This window comes from Burkholderia sp. SR8, assembly GCF_052851275.1.
Window position 1 is genome coordinate 23,091 of sequence record NZ_JAULUC010000017.1, and the last position, 20,369, is coordinate 43,459.

Consider the following 20,369-nt stretch of genomic DNA (forward strand, 5'->3'; position numbering starts at 1 on the left):
ATGCGGGGCGTGGGTCGGCGGTGCACCCGGCCGTGCGCGCGCGCCAATGGCACGAAAAATGCTGATCGTTCCCCGGTCCTTCATAACATTCCATCGCCCGGACCGCGAGGAGACCATCATGTATCGAACCCGCATTTTCACGTCCGCTGCGGTGCTGGCCGCCGCCGGCGTGCTGACCGCCTGCGGCGGCAGCGATGTCGCCGCGCCGTCGAGCGCGGCCGCCAGCACCTGCGGCGCGACCGTCACTACCACCAATCCCGGCCCGGATGGCGTGACCGACGGCGGCTGGGGCACCAGCGGCGCGCCCGGCACGCGCGGCGTCGTCAGCACGGCGGGCGCGCTCGCCATCACGACCGGCTCGATCGTCGGCGACATCACGCTGCCCGGCCTCGGCAACGGCGTGACCCGCAGCGCCGGCGACACGATCGCCAGCGTCAGCACGATCACGCGCGCCGCGTCGAACGCGCTCAGCGACGGGCTCGGGCAGATCGGCTCGATTGCCAATCCGGTCGGCACGACGGTGGCCGGCCTCGGCGACGTCGTCAGCCAGACCGCGAATCCGGTGGCCGGCCTGGCGCAGACCGTCCGCGCGCTCGGTTCCGGACCGCTGGCGCCGCTCGCACCGGTCACGACGCCCGTCGGCGCGGCGCTCGACACCGTGGCCGGCGGCCTCGGCACCGCGGGCGGCACGCTGGGCTCGACGCTGTCGTCGGGGCCCGTGCAGCAGGTCACGCAACAGATCAGCTCGGCCGTCACGCCGCTCGTCATCACGGCCGGGCAGGCCACGCAGCAGATCGGCGCGACGACGGGCCTCGGGCAGCCGGTGGCCAGCGTGCTCGGACAGGTCGGCGGCGCGTTGTCGACGGTCGGCTGGCGGATGGGGATGCCGACGCAGCCGGCGGTCGGCCCCGCGAATCAGCTTGCCGCGGCGGCCGGCGCGGTCGTCGGCGCGGTCGGCAACACAGTGACGAACGCGGGCGGCCTCGTCGATTACAACGGCCCGAACGGCGCGGCGCCGATTCCCGGCCTGATCGTGAGCCTCGCCGGCGCGTCGGTCGCGACCGTGAAGAATGGCCCGCCGCCGAGCGGCTCGGGTACGTCGGGGCCGCTCAGTGGCGTGCTGTCGGCACTCGGATCGACACCGCTCGGTTCGCTGACCGGCACGCTCGGCGGTACGGCCGGCGCCGGCGCGGCGAGCCCGCTCGCGCCGGTGACGAATCTCGTGTCGACGGTGACGGGTACGCTTGGCGGCGCCGCGGGTGCGGGCGCGGCGAGTCCGCTGGCGCCCGTGACCAGTCTGGTATCGACGGTGACGGGCACGCTTGGCAGTGCGGCGGGCGGCGCGGGCTCGAGCGCGGGCACCGCGGCGAATCCGCTCGCGCCGGTCACGTCGCTGCTTGGCGGTATCGGGAAGTAGCGACGCACGGAGTCGTGAGCGGCAGGGCGGTGTGCGGTTTTACGCTCGCCGCTCGCCGCTCGCCGCTCGCCGCTCGCTGTTCGTTGCTCGTTGTTCGTTGTTCGTTGTTCGTTGTTCGCGCAGGCGAGTATGTATCGCTCGCTTTCCTCGCCCACGCCGCAGACGAATCGCCGCGAGCTGTCGGCACCGCTCGCCGTCGCATCGCGGACGCGCGCCGCCCTACTTGACCGCCGCGATCACCTTCGCGCGAATCAGCCGCGCGCGCAGCACGTTGCGGCTGATGCCGAGCAGTCGCGCGGCCTGGATCTGGTTGCGGTGGCTGAAGTCGAATGCGACGCGCATCACGGTGTCCTCGATCCGTTCGAACAGGTTCCCGTGCGCGTCGTCGAACAGCGCGCACAGCGCTTCCTCGAACGCCTGCTGAGCGGAAACGCCGCTGCCGGCAGCGTGTGCCCCCGCAGCCGCGGCCGGCACGCATGACGACGACAGGTTCAGATCGGTGTCCTTCAGCGTGTCGTCGCGGCTCACCAGCAGCGCATGATGCATCACGTTCTGCAGCTCGCGGATATTGCCGGGCCACACATGCGCTTCGAGCCGGCGCGCCGCGCGCGGATCGATGCTGCGTGGTCCGTAACCTGCGCGGCTGCGGTATTCGTCGAAGAAGTGCCGTGCGAGCGGCAGAATGTCGGCGGGTCGCTCGCGCAACGCCGGCACGTCGAGCCGCACGACGTTGAGCCGGTAGAACAGGTCGCCGCGAAAGCGCCCGGCCACGACGGCCTGCTGCAGGTCGACGTTGGTGGCGGCGACGACGCGCACGTCGATCGGGATGCCGGCGCGCGCGCCGAGCCGCACGACTTCGCGCTCCTGCAGCACGCGCAGCAGCTTGACCTGCATCGACAGCGGCAGGTCGCCGATCTCGTCGAGAAACAACGTGCCGCCGTTCGCGGCCTCGAACCAGCCCGGCTTCGCGCCGGCCGCGCCGGTAAATGCGCCTTTCTCATGACCGAACAGTTCGCTGTCGGCGAGCGTTTCCGACAGCGCGCCGCAATTCACGGCGACGAACGGTTGGTCGCCGCGCCCGCTGAGGTCGTGCACGTGGCGCGCAATCAGCTCCTTGCCGGTGCCGGTCTCGCCGACGATCAGCACGTTCGCGTCGCTCGGCGCGACGCGCCGCACGCGCTCGAGCAGCGCGAGCGAACGCGGATCGACGAACACGTGCGCGCGGGCGCGGGCCGGCGCGGATTGCGCGGGAAGTCGAAGGACGGGGGCGTCGCGCGAGTCGGCCGGTTGCGCGGCGACGACACGGAGACTGACCGGACGCGGCGGGGCGAACAGGGAAGTCATGGCGATGAAGGCGAGAGTCGATCGAACGGGCCGGACGGCGACGACGGGCGCCGCGGTCCGGCTGCTGCGTGGTCAGCAAAGTGTTCAGCGTTTTGCGCCGGACGGGAAACATCGATTTCTGATAACCAAAGCGGGATTGCTGCGCAGGATGCGGCGGCGTGGACGCGCGCTGTTGCGCCAGCGCATTCGATGTCATCGCGTTCGCTGCGGCGGTGCCCGAACGTCGCGCATGCGGTAAATGGAAGCAACCGTCCGTGAAAAACTGCTGATCGGGCAGCAGCGCAGCAGCAACACTGTTTCCGCCGGTTCATCGCGTGGCGGAATATCGATGTGACGCAATGGCCGGAACGCTTGCCACATCCGGCTATATCGCGCGCGATGCCATGTATGCCGGGCGCCCGCCTGAATGTCGCATGGCAGATGATCGGCGCGATCCCGCATCCGTCGACAATGGCACGCTCCTTGCGAACCCGACACGCTACCGGCGCGATCCCGCGCCGCTCGACCACGGGAACGCATTGCATGAGCAACACCCTCGACGTCGTCGCCATTTCGGGCGGCCTGCAACGGCCGTCGCGCACGCTGGCGCTGACGAACGCGATCGTCGCGGCGCTCGGCGACGCTCTTCCGGTCCGCACGCAGTTGATCGAACTCGGCGACATCGGCACCGGGCTGGCCGGCGCGCTGAAGCGCGCCCAGGTTCCGCCCGATCTCGATGCGCTGATCCGCGCGATCGAGACGGCCGATGCGCTCGTCGTCGCGAGCCCCGTGTATCGCGCGTCGTACACGGGGCTCTTCAAGCATCTGTTCGATCTCGTGCATCACGAATCGCTGGTCGATGTGCCGGTGCTGCTCGCTGCCACCGGCGGCAGCGAGCGCCACGCGCTCGTGATCGACCATCAGCTGCGCCCGCTGTTCAGCTTCTTCCAGGCGCGCACGCTGCCGCTCGGCGTGTACGCATCCGAAAGCGATTTCGACCGCTACGAGATCGCGAATCCCGCATTGCGCGCGCGCATCGCGCTCGCGGTCGACCGCGCGGTGCCGCAACTGCAGCGGCGCGCGCCGGCGGCCGTGGCCGCGTAACGCACGTTTCGTTTCTCCCTTCGATCAGGATCCCTCATGAGCATTCACGAACCTTCGGCCGATGGCGTCAAATTCGCGTACTGGGTGCCGAACGTCAGCGGCGGCCTCGTCGTCAGCACGATCGAGCAGCGTACCGACTGGAGTCTCGAATACAACCAGACGCTCGCGCGCACGGCCGAGGCGGCCGGCTTCGACTACGCGTTGAGCCAGATCCGCTTCACGGCCGGCTACGGCGCCGAATACCAGCACGAGTCGGTGTCGTTCAGTCAGGCGCTGCTGCACGCAACCACGAAACTCAAGGTGCTCGCCGCGATCCTGCCGGGCCCGTGGCATCCGGCCGTGGTCGCGAAGCAGCTCGCGACGATCGACCACATTTCGAACGGCCGGATCGCGATCAACGTGGTCAGCGGCTGGTTCAAGGGCGAATTCACCGCGATCGGCGAGCCGTGGCTGGAGCACGACGAACGCTATCGGCGCTCGAAGGAATTCATCCAGGCGCTGAAGGGCATCTGGACGCAGGACAACTTCACGTTCAAGGGCGACTTCTACCGCTTCAACGATTACACGCTGAGCCCGAAGCCGGTGCAGAAGCCGCACCCGGAGATCTTCCAGGGCGGCAGCTCGCGCGCGGCGCGCGACAACGCGGCCAGCGTGTCGGACTGGTACTTCACGAACGGCAATACGCCGGAGAACCTGAAGGCGCAGATCGACGACATCCGCGCGAAGGCCGCCGCGAACAACCATCGCGTGCGGATCGGCGTCAACGCGTTCGTGATCGCACGCGACACCGAGGAAGAAGCGCGGGCCGTGCTCGACGACATCATCCGGCATGCGCACGTCGAGGCCGTGCACGCGTTCGGCGACGCGGTGAAGGAGGCCGGCAAGGCGTCGCCGGAAGGCGAGGGCAACTGGGCGAAGTCGACGTTCGAGGATCTCGTGCAGTACAACGACGGCTTCCGCACGAACCTGATCGGCACGCCGCGGCAGATCGCCGAACGGATCGTCGCGCTGAAGGCGATCGGCGTCGACCTCGTGCTCGCCGGGTTCCTGCATTTCATCGAGGAAGTCGAGTACTTCGGCAAGCGCGTGCTGCCGCTCGTGCGCGAGCTCGAAGCGCAGCGGCAGGCGGTGGCTGCGTGATGCAGGTCAGCGGCGCGCTGCGGCCTATCGCAGCCGCGCCACGGTTCGCGCAATCAGGTGAACGTCATGGCCGGCGGCGCGTGTCGCCGGCCGTCGACGTTCGCTGCTTCAGCGCGTGCGGCGCGTGCAGCGCGTCCGGCGCGGAGGACGTGAAGTAGGCGGAGGACACCGACTGCTCCTCGTCCCGCGTCACGCCACCGCCGCCATTCTCGCCGCATCGACGAGCATTTCCACGCCGAGCCCGCCGAGCACCGCGCCCATCGCCCAGCGCTGCGCGAGCAGCAGCGCCGGCCGCCCGCGCAGGAACGTCGCGATGCCGCTCGAGCAGATCGCGACGAGCCCGTTCGCCGATGCGAACGCCGCGATCAACAACGAACCGAGAAACAGCGACTGGCCGAACACGCTGCCCTGCCGGTAATCGATGAACTGCGGCAGCAGCGACACGAACAGCATCGCGAGCTTCGGATTCAGCACGCTGGTCGTCGCGCCCATCGCGAGCAGCCGCAGCGGCTGCTCGGTCGGCAGCGTCTGCACCTCGAACGGCGAACGGCCGCCGGGCCGCACGGCCTGCCACGCGAGATAGAGCAGATACGCGGCGCCGACCACGCCGAGCACGGGGCCGGCATACGGCACGCTCAGGAACAGCGTCGTGATCCCGAACGCGGCGCCGAACATGTAGAACAGGTAGCCGACCATCACGCCCGCCAGCGAAATCAGCCCGGCGGTGCGCCCCTGCGCGATCGAGCGCGACATCACGTAGACCATGTTCGGCCCGGGCGTGACCGCGAGCATCCCGCCGATGACCAGAAATCCGTACAGCGAGCCGGAGGTATGCATGATTGCCGCTTTCTGCGATGAACGTCGATGACATGCATTGTCCGATCATGGAGCCGGACAGTAAAACGGGATAAACTGAATCGATTGATCAGATTTTCTGAACTCGATGAAAAAGCTCGATCTCGACGTGCTGGCGATGGTGGTGGCGGTGACGGAGTCCGGTTCGTTCGCGCAGGGTGCGCAGGCGGTGCACCGGTCGCCGTCGGCGGTGAGCATGCAGATCAAGGCGCTGGAGGATGCGCTCGGCAAGCCGCTGTTCATCCGCGACACGCGCAACGTGACGGCCACCGACGACGGCCGCATGCTCGCCGATTACGGCCGCCGGATGCTGGCGCTGCGCGACGAGGCGTGGGCGTCGGTCGTGCGGCCGGAGATCCGCGGCCGCGTGACGATCGGCGTGCCGGACGACTACATGTCGTCGCTGTTGCCGCAGGTGCTCGGCAAGTTCGCCGCGATGCATCCGCGCGTCGAAGTGCGCGTGATCGGCCAGCCGAGCAGCGCGCTCGTGCCGATGCTGAAGGACAACACGGTCGACCTCGCGTGCCTCACGCGGATCAAGGGCGTGACGGGCGAGTTGATCCGGATGGAACCGCTCGTCTGGGCCGGGTCGCCGAAACGCGATGTGTGGGAAGAGCGGCCGCTGCCGGTGGCGTTTTTCACGCACGGCGGCAGCATGGCGCGCGATCACGCGGTCAAGGCGCTGAACCGGCGGAAGATTCCATACCGGATGTCCTACGAAAGCCCGAGCTTTCTCGGGCTGCTCAGCATGGTCGAGGCCGGCCTCGCCGTCGCGCCGCTCGCGCGCTGCTGCGTGCCCGATCATCTGTTGCAGCTGTCGGAGAGCCACGGGTTGCCGTCGCTCGGCGAACTCGAGGTCGTGCTCGCGCGCAGCGCGCAGTCCGCGCGGCCGCCGTGCGATTACCTCGCCGAGCAGATTCTCGGCGAATGGCGCGCGTGAGCGGCCCGCGTCCGCCGGCGCGTCAGCACGATTTCATCAGCCACTCGCGGAACGCCACCAGCGACGGCAACGTATCGTTTTCCGGCGGATACACGAGGTAGTAGCTGCGCTGGCTGGTGATCGCGTCGCCGATCGCCACGAGCTCGCGGCGGCACAGCTCGTCTTCCACCAGCACCTTCGGCACGAGGCCGATTCCCATCCCGGCCCGCACCGCCTGGATCAGGTGCGACGTCAGTTCGAAGCTCGGGCCGATCCGCATCTCGCGATGATCGAGCCCGAAATGCGCGAACCATTCGGCCCATGCGTGCTGATTGCTCGTCACGCCGAGCAGCGTCTGCCCGGCCGCCCATGCCGGCGCGCGCGCTTCGGCCTTGCGCCGCCCGGCCGCGTCGGGGCTCGCGATCGCGATCAGGAACTCGTTGTACAGCCGGTGCGCGTGCAGGCCGGGCCAGTCGCCGGCGCCGACGGTGATTGCCGCGTCGAGATCGTCGGTGTGGAAATCGATGTCGCCGATCCGCGAATGCAGGTGCACGGTCACGCCCGGGTGCGCGGCGTAGAAGCCGTGCAGGTGCGGCAGCAGCCATTTCGATCCGAACGTCGGCAACGTCGCGAGCCGCAGCGTGCCGGCGCCGGCCTGGTGCGACATCGCCTGCAGCGTCGCGCCGCGGATCCGGCCGAGCGCGCCGCTCAGCTCCACGAAGTAGCGCCGACCGACTTCGGTCAGCTTCACCGAGCGGCCCTCGCGCCGGAACAGCGGCACGCCGAGCTGATCCTCGAGCGTCTGCACCTGCCGGCTGATCGCGCTCTGGCTCAGCGACAGCTCATCGGCCGCGCGCGTGTAGCTTTCGTGGCGCGCGGCGGCCTCGAACACCAGCAACAGCGACATCGACGGGGTCAGGCGACGGTAATTCATGAGTTTTATGCAAGTTTTGTCGGGGGAGAATTCGTTTGTTTCTCGCGCTCGTTCGCAAGATACTGGATTTCCGGGCCGCGCGGAACCTTGCTCAAAACTCATGATTCTGATCGAGGCCGCGCACCGGTTCCAGCCACCTCGCGCTTTCATCCCATGTCGATCGCTCCGTTGCCCCGTCCCGTCAGCCCGCCCGAGGGCCGTTACCGTGACTTTCTCGCGGCCCTCCAGGCCGCCGGATTTGCCGGCGAGATCCGCGCGGACCATGCGAACCGGACCGTGCAGGCGACCGACAACTCGATCTACCAGCGCCTGCCGCAAGCGGTGATCTGCCCGGCGCACGCGGACGACGTGCGGCTCGTCGCGCGCGTGCTCGCCGAACCCGCGCACCGCGACGTCGCGGTGGCCGCGCGCGGCGGCGGCACCGGCACCAACGGACAGTCGCTGACCGACGGCGTGGTGGTGGACCTGTCGCGCAACATGAACCGGATCCTCGAAATCAACGCGGACGAGCGCTGGGTGCGCGTGCAGGCGGGCGTCGTCAAGGATCAGCTGAATGCCGCGCTGAAGCCGCATGGGCTCTTCTTCGCGCCGGAACTGTCGACGTCGAACCGTGCGACCGTCGGCGGGATGATCAACACCGATGCGAGCGGGCAGGGCAGCTGCACGTACGGCAAGACGCGCGACCACGTGCTCGCGCTCGACTTCGTGCTGATGGGCGGCGAGCAGCTGCATAGCGTCGCGCTGGACGACGACGAACTCGCGCGCCGCTGCGCGCGGCAGGACCGCGTCGGCAAGGTGTATCGCACCGCGCGCCGCATCAGCGACGAGAAGGCCGCGCTGATCGACGCGACGTTTCCGAAGCTCAACCGCTGCCTGACCGGCTACGATCTCGCGCACCTGCGCGAACCGGACGGCCGCTTCAACCTGAACAGCGTGCTGTGCGGTGCGGAAGGCTCGCTCGGCTTCGTCGTCGAGGCGAAGCTGAACGTGCTGCCGATCCCGAAATATTCGGTGCTGGTCAACGTGCGCTACGCGGGCTTCATGGACGCGCTGCGCGATGCGCGCGCGCTGCTCGAACTCGAGCCGCTGTCGATCGAGACCGTCGACTCGAAGGTGCTGATGCTCGCGATGAAGGACTTCGTGTGGAGCAGCGTGGCCGAGTATTTCCCGCAGGACGACGCGCGCCCGACGCTCGGCATCAACCTGATCGAATTCTGCGGCGACGATGCCGGCGACGTCGATGCACGCGTGCGCGCGTTCGTCGATCACCTGCGCACCGACACGAGCGTCGAGCGGCTCGGTCACACGATCGCGACCGGCGACGACGCGGTGAAGCGCGTGTATGCGATGCGCAAGCGCGCGGTCGGCCTGCTCGGCAACGTGCAGGGCGAGGCGCGGCCGCAGCCGTTCGTCGAGGACACCGCGGTGCCGCCCGAGAACCTCGCCGCGTACATCGCGGAATTTCGCGCGCTGCTCGACGGCTACGGGCTGCAGTACGGGATGTTCGGCCATGTCGATGCGGGCGTGCTGCACGTGCGCCCGGCGCTCGACATGAAGGACCCGAAGCAGGCCGCGCTGGTGCGGCCGGTGTCGGACGCGGTGGCCGAGCTCACGCAGCGCCATGGTGGCCTGTTATGGGGCGAGCACGGCAAGGGCGTGCGTTCCGAATATGCGCCGGCGTTCTTCGGCGAACTGTATCCGTCGCTGCAGCAGCTGAAGGCCGCGTTCGATCCGCACAACCAGTTCAACCCGGGCAAGATCGCGACGCCGCCGGACGCCACGCTGCGGCTGCTGAAGATCGACGAGGTGCCGACCCGCGGCGACCACGACCGGCAGATCGACGAGCGCGTGTGGCAGAGCTACGGCACCGCGATGCACTGCAACGGCAACGGCGCGTGCTACAACTTCGATCCGGACGACGCGATGTGCCCGTCGTGGAAGGCGACGCGCGAGCGCGTGCAGTCGCCGAAGGGGCGCGCGTCGCTGATGCGCGAATGGTTGCGTCTGCAAGGGCAGGCCGGCGTCGACGTCGTCGCGGCGGCGCGTGCGCGGCAGCCGTTCCTGCGCGGTTTCGCCGCGCGCTGGCGCAACAGCCGCGAAGCGCGCAACGGCGCGGCAGACTTCTCGCACGAGGTGTACGACGCGATGGCCGGCTGCCTCGCGTGCAAGTCGTGCGCGGGGCAGTGCCCGGTCAAGGTGAACGTGCCCGAGTTCCGCTCGCGCTTTCTCGAGCTGTATCACCAGCGCTACCTTCGGCCGCTGCGCGACTACCTGATCGGCTCGCTCGAATTCACGATGCCGTGGATGGCGCGCGTGCCGGCGCTGTACAACGGGCTGATGCGCGCCGGCTGGGTGCGCACGCTGCTCGAGCGGCACGTCGGGATGGTCGACAGCCCGCTGTTGAGCCGCTTCGATCTCGCAGCCGTGATCCGGCAATGGAACGTGCGGCCGGCCGATCCGCACGCGCTCGCCGCGCTGACCGATGCGCAGCGCGCGCGCAGCGTCGTCATCGTGCAGGACACGTTCACGCGCTACTTCGACACCGGGCAGCTCGCGACGCTGATCGAACTGGCCGCGCGCATCGGCTTCCACGTGTGGCTCGCGCCGCTCGCGCCGAACGGCAAGGCGCTGCACGTGCAGGGCTTTCTGCGCGCGTTCGAGCAGGCGGCGATCCGCAACGCGACGCAACTGGCCGCGCTCGCACGCTCGGGTGTCGCGCTGGTCGGCGTCGATCCGGCAATGACGCTCACGTACCGGCAGGAGTACCTGAAGGTCACGGCGCTCGCCGACGTGCCGAAGGTCGCGCTGCCGCAGGAGTGGCTGCTGGACGCGCTGCCGGAAGCCGGCGCGGGTGCGGGCGCGGCCGCGGCCGCGGCCGGCGTTTCGGCCGCGTACCGGCTGCTGCCGCACTGCACCGAAAAGACCAACGCGCCGGACAGCGGCAGGCAGTGGGCGCAACTATTCGCGCGCCGCGGCCTGCGTCTGGCGGTGCAGGCGACCGGCTGTTGCGGGATGTCGGGCACCTACGGGCACGAGGCGCGCAACCTGCAGACGTCGCGCACGATCTATGCGCAATCATGGGCCGCGCACGTCGATGCGCCGGACGAGCACGGCGAAGCGCTGGCGACCGGGTATTCATGCCGCAGCCAGGTGAAGCGCATGTCCGCGCGACAGCTGCGTCATCCGCTGCAGGCGCTGCTCGATCACGTGAGGGCGGCGGGGTGACGTCGGGTTTGCGCGGGGCGCAGCGCGGTGCGGTTCGGTGATCCCGTGTCCGGCCGCACGAGCGCGTCGGCGCTTCAGCCGTAGCGCGGCTAGCACCGATGAGCGTCCCGCATCGCCGCTGCTAATATTCCGGGAGACGGGCCGCGTTGCCGGCCCGTGCGCGTCCACACTCCAGGGATCCACCCGCATGCGTATCGATCCGTACAGCCTCGAGCTGTTCATTTCCGTCGTCCAGGAAGGTTCGATCGCTCGGGCCGCGAGCCGCAACCACATCGCGCCTTCCGCGCTCAGCCGGCGCATCGCCGATCTCGAAGCGGCGATGGGCGTTGCGTTGCTGATCCGCTCGCCGTCGGGCGTCGAGTTGACCGAAGCCGGCCGTCACGCGTTTTCCCGCGCGGTATCGGTTCACGACCAGCTGCAGTCGCTCGCACGCGAGGTCCAGTCGTTGAGCGGCGAGGTCGCCGGCGTCGTGCGTCTGCACGCGAATGCGTCGGCGATCGTCGGCTTCCTGCCGGAGCGGCTGAAGGCGTTCCAGGCGCGCTATCCGCTCGTGCAGATCGCGCTGACGGAGAAGATCAGCGACGAAGTGATCCGCGCATGCGTGGACGACCGTGCCGACGTCGGCATCTCGGCGTGCGCGAAGATCCCGGGCGGACTGGAATCGTGGCACTTCGCCGACGATCCGCTGATGGTCGTGCTGCCGCTCGATCATGAACTCGCCGCGCTCCCCGCGCCGACGTTCGGCGACGTATTGCGTTTTCCGCTCGTGGCGTTGCAGGCGGGCGGCTCGCTGGACCGGACGCTGAAGGAACGCGCCGACGCCGCGCGCATGGCGCTGAACGTGTCGGTGACGGTCAACAGCTTCGATGCGCAGTGCCGGATGGTCGAAGCGGGGCTCGGCATCGGGATCGTGCCGACCAGCGCGGCGTCGGCGTTCGCCGGCTCGAACGGCTTCGTGCGCCGGCCGCTCGACGAGCCGTGGGCGCGCGAACGCGCGCTGCAGGTCCATGCGCTCAGGAAGTCGTCGCGCCTGAAGGCCGTCCAGGCATTGATCGACGCGCTCGCGGCCGCTTGACGCAGCGGGTTTACGCGGACATCGCGAATCGCGATGCCCCGCTTGCCGATCAAGCACTTCGTTGCTGCCGCGCCAGCCGTCTAGATTTCCGTTCAAGGAGAAATCGGATGGCGACAGTGGATGTGGCGGGCCGGATATTGTTTCTTTGCGACGATCCGCAGCGGGTCGAACGGCAACTCGGCGGCGTGGACCTGACGGAGGCAGACGCAGGACCGCTGCGCGACGACGTGTCGACCGACGAGATCACGCCGATGAGCGTGCTCACCCGCTTCGACGAGCGCCTCGGACGCTTCCCGTATCTCGGCTTTCGGACCGGCGGCCGCAATCCGGTCGGGCCCGATGCCGTGCGCGCGGGCGGCTTTCGTGTGACGGTTGCCGGGCATCGCTACGGCAAGGGCTCGTCGCGCGAGCACAGCCCGCTTGCCGAATACCGCGCGGGCATCCGGCTCGTGATCGCGAAGAGCTTCGAGCGGATCTACCGGCAGAACGCAGACAACCTCGGACTGTTCACGTCGACGGATTTCGGGTTGATCGAGCGTATCCGCCGCGGCGAGCCGATCGACGTCGACGAACTGGTCGCGTCGCGCGACAGCCTCGCCGCGTCGATCCTGCGCAGCGGCGGCCTGCTGCGCTACGGTGTGCAGCACATGCGCAACATCGACGCCGCAGGCGACACCGGCGAAACGACCGAGCGCGCGCCCCGCACGCTCGCGCAGAAGATCCTGGCGCGCCACGTGCTGCGCACCGAAGGCACCGGAACGGCGATTTCACCGGGCGCGGGCGTGTTCGTTCGCGCCGACTGGCGCTTCATCCACGAGTACTACACGGGGATGGCCACGCACATGCTGCACGCGGCGTTCGGCAAGCCGCTCGCGCTGCATGACCCCGGGACGATCCTCGCGTTCGAGGATCACCTGTCGTATGCGCATCGCAGCGAACTGCACGTGCGCAACGGGCTGCTTCCCGATGTGCGCGAGCTGTCGGCAGCACACCGGCAGTTCGCGAGCGACTACGGGCTGACGAATCACGGCTACCTGTCGGAAGCCGGCGACGGCATCGGCATCGAAGAGGGTTCCGAAGGCATCTCGCACGCGATGATGGCCGAGCGCCATGCATTGCCGGGGCAGGTCGTCGTCGGCACCGATTCGCATACGCCGCACAGCGGCGCGCTCGGCTGCATCGCATTCGGCGTCGGCACCACCGACATGGCGAACGCATTCGTGACGGGCGCGGTGCGGATGACCGTGCCGCCGTCGCTGCGGATCGAGTACCACGGCTCGCTTGCGCCGGGCGTGACCGCGAAGGATCTCGTGCTGCATCTGCTCGCCGATCCGAAGATCCGTGCGGGCGCCGGGGTCGGCAAGGTGTTCGAGTTCGCCGGCTCCGCGATTGCGCAACTGTCGACCGACGAACGTACGACGCTCACGAACATGACCGCCGAACTCGGCGGTTTCACCGGCATCGTCGCACCCGATGCGGAAACGGTGCGCTTCCTGAAGGAGCGACGCGGGATCGACTTCGCGATCGAGCCGTGGATGTGCAGCGACGCCGGCGCGCCGTACGCGGACGTGATCGACATCGATTGCGCGCGCATCACGCCGATGCTCGCGGCGCCCGGCGATCCCGGCAACGGCGTCGCGCTGGGCGAACTGGCCGAACGTCCGCGCATCGACATCGCGTACGGCGGTTCGTGTACGGCAGGCAAGCGCGACGACTTCGATCACTACCACGAAGTGCTCGCATGGGCAGCGGCGCGCGGGCTGCGCGTGCCGGCTGACGTGAACCTCTATCTGCAGTTCGGCACGTCGGACGTGCGCGACTACTGCGCGCGGCGCGGCTACCTCGACACGTTCGAACGGGTCGGTGCGATTCTGTTGCAGCCGTCGTGCGGTGCGTGCGCGAACTGCGGACCGGGCGCGTCGACGAATGCCGGGCAAGTGACGATCAGCGCGATCAATCGAAACTTCCCCGGCCGGTCCGGGCCCGGGCAGGTATGGCTCGCGAGCCCGCCGACCGTGGTCGCGAGCGCGCTCGCCGGCCGCATCGCGTCCTTTGCCGAATTGCAGGCGCAGTACCCGTAAGCGCGCCGCTGCCGCCGGCGCGGCAACGCAGCAGTCGCACATTCCAAAGACGAGACAGGAGACAGACATGGCCATTGTGGAGCGCGCATCGAACCTGCGCGTCACCGAGCACCCGGGCGCCGCCACGGCGGCCGCGGCCGCAGCCGGCACGGGCGCGATTTCGGCGCGGCTCGACCGGCTTCCCGCGACGCGCGCGGTATGGAAGCTGATCCTGCTGCTGAGTCTCGGCTTCTTTTTCGAGCTGTACGACCTGCTGTTTACCGGCTACATCGCACCCGGTCTCGTCAAGAGCCGCATCCTCACGCCGACGACCGCCGGCCTGTTCGGCACGTCGGGCGTCGCGAGCTTCATCGCCGCGCTGTTCTGCGGGCTGTTTCTCGGCACGGCCGCATGCGGGTTCCTCGCCGACCGCTTCGGCCGCCGGTCGATCTTCACGTGGTCGCTGCTGTGGTACGTCGCGGCCAATACGGTGATGGCGTTCCAGGATACGGCGAGCGGCCTGAACTTCTGGCGCTTCGTGTCGGGCATGGGCATCGGCGTCGAACTGATCACCATCGGCACCTACATGTCGGAACTCGCGCCGAAGCATCTGCGCGGCCGCGCGTTCGCGATCTGCCAGACGATCGGCTTCTCGGCCGTGCCGGTCGTCGCGTTCCTGTCGTACCTGCTGGTGCCCGCGGCGCCGTTCGGCGTCGACGGCTGGCGCTGGGTCGTGCTGCTCGGCGGCGTGAGCGCATTGTTCGTCTGGTACTTCCGGCGCAACCTGCCGGAAAGCCCGCGCTGGCTCGCGGGCAAGGGCCGCATCCGGGAAGCGGATGAAGTGCTGTCGCGGCTGGAGGCGCAAGTCGAACGGCAGCACGGCCGGCCGCTGCCCGAACCCGGCCCGGCCGGCCCCGTGCCGCGCGACGCCGGGTTTGCCGACATGCTGAGGCCGCCGTACCGGACGCGCACGCTGATGCTCGTGATCTTCCACATCTTCCAGACTGTCGGGTTCTACGGTTTCGCGAACTGGGTGCCGACGCTGCTCGTCAAGCAGGGCATCACCGTGACGTCGAGCCTGCTGTATACGACGATCATCGGCCTCGCCGCGCCGCTCGGGCCGCTGCTCGGCTACTGGATCGCGGACCGTTTCGAACGCAAGCACGTGATCGTGTGCATGGCCGCGCTCAATATCGTGAGCGGGCTGCTGTTCAGCCAGGCGTCGGCGGCGGTGGCGATCGTCACGCTCGGCGTGCTGCTGACGCTGGCCGGCAACATCATTTCGTTTACGTATCACGCGTACCAGCAGGAGCTTTATCCGACCGCGATCCGTGCGCGCGCGGTCGGCTTCGTCTATTCGTGGAGCCGGTTGTCGGCGGTGTTCAGCTCGTTCGTCATCGCGTTCACGCTGAGGGAATTCGGCGTGACCGGCGTGTTCGTGTTCATTGCCGGCGCGATGACGCTTGTCATTCTCGCGATCGGGCTGATGGGCCCGAAAACGCTCGGCCAGTCGCTCGAGCGCATTTCTCACTGAGCGGCAGGCCGTGCGTGCGGCGGCGGATGTGCGGGCTGCTATGCACGCCGCCGCGCACGCTGCTGGGCATGCCGCTGCGCACGCCCCGGTTCACGTCCCGCACGCGTGAATCAGGAACTGCTGCAGCGCGGCGGCCGGCGCGCTCAACTGCGCGCCTTTCGCCCAGATCATCCCGGCGTCCATTTGCGGCACGGCATCGAGAATCGGCCGCGCTTCGATCCGCTTGCCTTCGAGCGACCACGGCCGGAACACCATGTCGGACAGCACGGTCACGCCGAAGCCGTGCGCGACCAGCCCGCGCAGCGCTTCCATCGAGCTCGTGCGGAACGCGATGTTCGGCGCGAGCCCTTTCTTCTTCCAGTAGCGCAGCGTCGACTGCTCGCCTTCGTCGACCGTGATCAGGATGTACGGATGCGCGGCGATGTCCTTCAGCGACGGCGCGTCGAGCTGCGCGAGCGGATGCGTCGGCGCGACCCACAGCTGCCGCCGCGAGCGGATCAGCACCTGACTGCCGAAGCGGCTCAGCTTGTCGACGTTCGACAACAGCACGACGCCGATGTCGACGTCGCCGTCGAGCACCGCGCGTTCGGTATCGGGCCGTTCCATGTCGCGCAGGTCGAACTCGATGAACGGATAGGTCGCGCGAAAGCGTGCGAGCAGCTCGGGCAGGAAGTAGCCGAGCACCGTATACGACGCGGCGATCCGCACGGTGCCGCGCATGTCGTGCGAGCGGAACGGCGGCTTGTGCACCGCGTCGCGCGCGGCGTCGAGCACGCGGCGCGCATGGTTGTAGAAATCCTGGCCGTCGGGCGTGAGCGCGACGCCCTGCGGCAGCCGCTCGAACAGCCGGGTGCCGAGACCGTGTTCGAGCGCCAGGACCGCGTTCGTGATCGCCGATTGCGACACGTGTTCGTTCGCCGCGGCCATCGAAAACTGGCCGGTCTGCGCGGCGGCCGCGAAGTAGCGCAACTGCCTGAGCGTGAGATCGAATGCCATCTGATTTTCGGATACCAGGATTGTCTATTTGTGATTTTACGATAGCAAATCGGCTTCCTATACTGCGCTGAAAAATCACGATTCCCCCGGAGACAGTCCCGCCATGAACGCGCCAGATCACGCTGTTGCGTCGCTTCCGCCGGCCGATGCGGCCCCGACGTCCGATTCATCCGTGTCGCTCGACGACAAGTACACGCTCGAAAAGGGCCGCGTCTACATCAGCGGCACGCAGGCACTCGTGCGTCTGCCGATGCTGCAGAAGGCGCGCGACCGGAAGGCCGGCCTGAACACGGCCGGTTTCGTATCCGGGTATCGCGGCTCGCCGCTCGGTGCGCTCGATCAGTCGCTATGGAAGGCGAAGCGCCACCTGCAGGCGAACGACATCGTGTTCCAGCCCGGCGTGAACGAGGATCTGGCCGCGACCGCCGTGTGGGGCACGCAGCAGATCAACCTGTGGCCGGGCGCGACGCGCGACGGCGTGTTCGGCATGTGGTACGGCAAGGGTCCGGGCGTCGATCGTACCGGCGACGTGTTCAAGCACGCGAATTCGGCCGGCAGCGATGCGCACGGCGGCGTGCTCGTGCTCGCCGGCGACGACCATGCGGCGAAGTCGTCGTCGGTCGCGCACCAGTCGGAACACGCGTTCATCGCGGCGGGCATTCCGGTGCTGTATCCGGCCAACGTGCAGGAATACCTCGACTACGGGCTGCACGGCTGGGCGATGAGCCGCTATTCGGGGCTATGGGTCGCGATGAAGTGCGTGACCGACGTGATCGAATCGACCGCATCGATCGACCTCGATCCCGATCGCGTCGAGATCGTCACGCCGACCGACTACGCGATGCCGGAAGGCGGCCTGAACATCCGCTGGCCCGATTCGCCGCTCGCGCAGGAAGCGCGGCTGCTCGACGAGAAGTGGTACGCGGCGCTCGCGTACGTCCGTGCGAACCGGCTGAACCGCATCGTGATCGATTCGCCGACGCCGCGCATCGGCATCATCACCGCGGGCAAGGCGTATCTCGACGTGCGCCAGGCGTTGAGCGACCTCGGTCTCGACGACGAGACCTGCGCGAAGATCGGCTTGCGCGTGCTGAAGGTCGGCTGCGTGTGGCCGCTCGACGCGCAGGACGCGCGTGCGTTCGCGACGGGCCTCGAGGAAATCCTGGTCGTCGAAGAGAAACGCCAGATCCTCGAATATGCGCTGAAGGAAGAGTTGTACAACTGGCGCGAGGACGTGCGGCCGAAGATCTACGGCAAGTTCGACGAACGCGACAACGAAGGCGGCGAATGGTCGGTGCCGCGCGGCGACTGGCTGCTGCCAGCGCACTACGAGCTGTCGCCGGCGCTGATCGCGAAGGCGATCGCACGGCGCGTCGCGCGGGCCGACCTGCCCGACGACGTGCGCGCGCGCATGCTCGCGCGCGTCGCGATCATCGACGCGAAGGAGCGCGATGCGGCGAAGCCGCGCGTGTCGGTCGAGCGCAAGCCGTGGTTCTGCTCGGGCTGCCCGCACAACACGTCGACGAACGTGCCGGAAGGCTCGCGCGCGCTGGCGGGAATCGGCTGCCATTACATGTCGATGTGGATGGACCGCAAGACCGAAACGTTCAGCCAGATGGGCGGCGAGGGCGTCGCGTGGCTCGGCCAGATGCACTTCTCCGGCGACAAGCACGTGTTCGTGAACCTCGGCGACGGCACCTACTTCCATTCCGGCCTGCTCGCGATTCGCGCGGCGATCGCGTCGAACGCGAACATCACGTACAAGATCCTCTACAACGACGCGGTCGCGATGACGGGCGGCCAGCCGGTCGACGGCGTGCTGACCGTGCCGCAGATCGCGCACCAGGTGAGCGCGGAAGGCGCGAAGCGGATCGTGATCGTGACCGACGAGCCGGAGAAGTACGATGGCGGCGTCGCGCTGCCTGCGGGCGTCGACGTGCATCACCGCGACCGGCTCGATGCAGTCCAGCGGATGCTGCGCGACATCGCGGGCACGACGGTGCTGATCTACGACCAGACCTGCGCGACCGAAAAGCGCCGGCGCCGCAAGCGCGGCGCGTATCCGGATCCGGCCCGCCGCGCGTTCATCAACGACGCGGTGTGCGAAGGCTGCGGCGACTGTTCGGTGCAGTCGAACTGCCTGTCCGTCGAACCGCTCGACACGCCGCTCGGCACGAAGCGCAAGATCAACCAGTCGTCGTGCAACAAGGACTTCTCGTGCGTGAAGGGTTTCTGCCCGAGTTTCGTGACGGCCGAGGGCGCGCAGCTGCGCAAGCCGGCGGCGGCACGCGGCGGCCGTGCGGACGCATTCGACTTCGACGCGCTGCCGATGCCGACGCTGCCGGCGCTTGCGGGCGCGTACGGGATTCTCGTGACGGGCGTCGGCGGCACCGGCGTCGTGACGATCGGCGGGCTGATCGGCATGGCCGCGCATCTCGAACGCAAGGGTGTCACGGTGCTCGACATGGCCGGCCTCGCGCAGAAGGGCGGCGCGGTGCTCAGCCACGTGCAGATCGCGGCGACGCCCGACGCGCTGCACGCGACGCGCATCGCGACCGGTGAAGCGCGGCTCGTGATCGGCTGCGATGCGATCGTGTCGGCATCGAACGACGTGCTGTCGCGCACGCGGCATGGCGTGACGGTCGCCGCGATCAACAGCGGCGCGACGCCCACCGCGGAATTCGTCAAGAATCCGAAATGGACGTTCCCGGGCACGCAGACCGAAGCCGAACTGCGCGACAGCATCGGCGACGGGTGTGCGTTCATCGACGCGAACCAGCTCGCGCTGGCGCTGCTGGGCGATTCGATCTACAGCAATCCGCTGCTGCTCGGCTTCGCGTGGCAGAAGGGCTGGCTGCCGCTGGAACTCGCGAGCCTGCTGCGTGCGATCGAACTCAATGGCGTATCGGTCGACAAGAATCAGCATGCGTTCAATCTCGGGCGCCATATCGCGCATCACGGCGTGGCGGCGGTCCAGCCGCTCGTCGAGCCCGCCGCCGCGCCGCAACGGATCGTCGTGCAGATGCCGGAGTCGCTCGACACGCTGATCGGCGCGCGCGAGGCGTTGCTGAGCGCATACCAGAACGGTGCGTATGCGCGGCGCTATCGCGACGTGGTCGAGCGGATCCGGGCCAAGGAATCGGGAATCGGCGGCGCGTCGGGACTGCCGCTCACGCGAGCGGTGGCGGCGAACCTCGCGAAGCTGATGGCGTACAAGGACGAATACGAAGTCGCGCGGCTGTATGCCGATCCCGCGTATCTGGAGAAGCTGCGTCAGCAGTTCGACGGCGTGCCTGGGCGGGACTACAAGCTGTACTTCCATCTCGCGCCGCCGCTGCTCGCGAAGCGCGATGAACACGGGCACCTGCAGAAGAAGCGCTTCGGCCCGTGGATCCTGCCGGCTTTCCGCGTGCTTGCGAAACTGAAGGCGCTGCGCGGCACGCCGTTCGACGTGTTCGGGCATACGGCCGAGCGGCGCGACGAGCGCCGGCTGATTGCCGACTACATCGCGCTCGTCGACGAATTCTGCGCGACGCTGGATACCGGGCGTCTTCCGGTCGCGCTGCAACTCGCGAACCTGCCCGACGATATCCGCGGCTTCGGCCACGTGAAGGCGCGCAACATGGCGGCGGCCGAGAAGAAAAGGGAACGGCTGCTCGAAGCCTACCGGACGCCGATGCGATCCGTCGCGATCGCGTGACGTTCATCGACGGCGGGCGAGGTCGGGTTTCAGGCCGGGCTCGCCGTCATCTGCGCGGGGGAGTGAATTGGCGCGGCGTGCAGTGAG

Annotated in this window: 13 protein-coding genes; 9 read left to right on the top strand and 4 right to left on the bottom strand. The window is 68.5% G+C overall.

What is annotated here, in order from left to right; genetic code table 11:
- The first annotated feature begins 118 nt into the window (after positions 1-118).
- Positions 119-1,417, top strand: coding sequence for a collagen-like triple helix repeat-containing protein (locus Q3A80_RS21070; RefSeq protein WP_446330822.1), 1,299 nt, complete (start codon positions 119-121; stop codon positions 1,415-1,417).
- A 219-nt stretch (positions 1,418-1,636) separates the two neighbouring features.
- Here Q3A80_RS21070 and Q3A80_RS21075 read toward each other — a convergent pair whose 3' ends face one another.
- Positions 1,637-2,761: a sigma-54 interaction domain-containing protein gene (locus Q3A80_RS21075; protein ID WP_446330823.1), complete on the bottom strand. Its 1,125-nt coding sequence runs from the start codon at positions 2,759-2,761 to the stop codon at positions 1,637-1,639.
- Positions 2,762-3,283: 522 nt separating this feature from the next.
- Here Q3A80_RS21075 and msuE point away from each other — a divergent pair.
- Complete coding sequence (gene msuE, locus Q3A80_RS21080) at positions 3,284-3,844, top strand: FMN reductase (protein ID WP_446330824.1); 561 nt, start codon at positions 3,284-3,286, stop codon at positions 3,842-3,844.
- A 36-nt stretch (positions 3,845-3,880) separates the two neighbouring features.
- Complete coding sequence (sfnG, locus tag Q3A80_RS21085; RefSeq protein ID WP_446330825.1) at positions 3,881-4,984, top strand: dimethylsulfone monooxygenase SfnG; 1,104 nt, start codon at positions 3,881-3,883, stop codon at positions 4,982-4,984.
- A 189-nt stretch (positions 4,985-5,173) separates the two neighbouring features.
- Here sfnG and Q3A80_RS21090 read toward each other — a convergent pair whose 3' ends face one another.
- Complete coding sequence (locus Q3A80_RS21090; protein WP_446330826.1) at positions 5,174-5,821, bottom strand: LysE family translocator; 648 nt, start codon at positions 5,819-5,821, stop codon at positions 5,174-5,176.
- Between the two features lie 106 nt (positions 5,822-5,927).
- Between Q3A80_RS21090 and Q3A80_RS21095 the strand changes: the two genes are divergently transcribed.
- A complete protein-coding gene (locus Q3A80_RS21095; RefSeq protein ID WP_446330827.1) occupies positions 5,928-6,779 on the top strand; it encodes a LysR substrate-binding domain-containing protein in 852 nt (283 codons plus the stop codon).
- 22 nt (positions 6,780-6,801) lie between these two features.
- Here the strand turns inward: Q3A80_RS21095 and Q3A80_RS21100 are convergent, their stop codons facing one another.
- Complete coding sequence (locus tag Q3A80_RS21100) at positions 6,802-7,692, bottom strand: LysR substrate-binding domain-containing protein (RefSeq protein ID WP_446330828.1); 891 nt, start codon at positions 7,690-7,692, stop codon at positions 6,802-6,804.
- Between the two features lie 153 nt (positions 7,693-7,845).
- Here Q3A80_RS21100 and ydiJ point away from each other — a divergent pair, with 153 nt between their 5' ends.
- From ydiJ to Q3A80_RS21120, 4 genes are all read left to right on the top strand, one after another.
- Positions 7,846-10,917, top strand: coding sequence for a D-2-hydroxyglutarate dehydrogenase YdiJ (ydiJ, locus tag Q3A80_RS21105; protein ID WP_446330829.1), 3,072 nt, complete (start codon positions 7,846-7,848; stop codon positions 10,915-10,917).
- Positions 10,918-11,104: 187 nt separating this feature from the next.
- Entirely contained in the window at positions 11,105-11,992 is an 888-nt protein-coding gene (locus tag Q3A80_RS21110) for a LysR family transcriptional regulator (RefSeq protein WP_446330830.1), read from the top strand.
- A gap of 107 nt (positions 11,993-12,099) precedes the next feature.
- Positions 12,100-14,073, top strand: coding sequence for an aconitase family protein (locus tag Q3A80_RS21115; protein ID WP_446330831.1), 1,974 nt, complete (start codon positions 12,100-12,102; stop codon positions 14,071-14,073).
- 67 nt (positions 14,074-14,140) lie between these two features.
- A complete protein-coding gene (locus tag Q3A80_RS21120; protein ID WP_446330832.1) occupies positions 14,141-15,586 on the top strand; it encodes an MFS transporter in 1,446 nt (481 codons plus the stop codon).
- A 90-nt stretch (positions 15,587-15,676) separates the two neighbouring features.
- On the opposite strand, the gene Q3A80_RS21125 is transcribed toward Q3A80_RS21120, so the two are convergent.
- Complete coding sequence (locus Q3A80_RS21125; protein ID WP_446330833.1) at positions 15,677-16,582, bottom strand: LysR family transcriptional regulator; 906 nt, start codon at positions 16,580-16,582, stop codon at positions 15,677-15,679.
- Between the two features lie 103 nt (positions 16,583-16,685).
- Here Q3A80_RS21125 and Q3A80_RS21130 point away from each other — a divergent pair, with 103 nt between their 5' ends.
- Entirely contained in the window at positions 16,686-20,282 is a 3,597-nt protein-coding gene (locus tag Q3A80_RS21130; RefSeq protein WP_446330834.1) for an indolepyruvate ferredoxin oxidoreductase family protein, read from the top strand.
- The last annotated feature ends 87 nt before the right edge of the window (positions 20,283-20,369 follow it).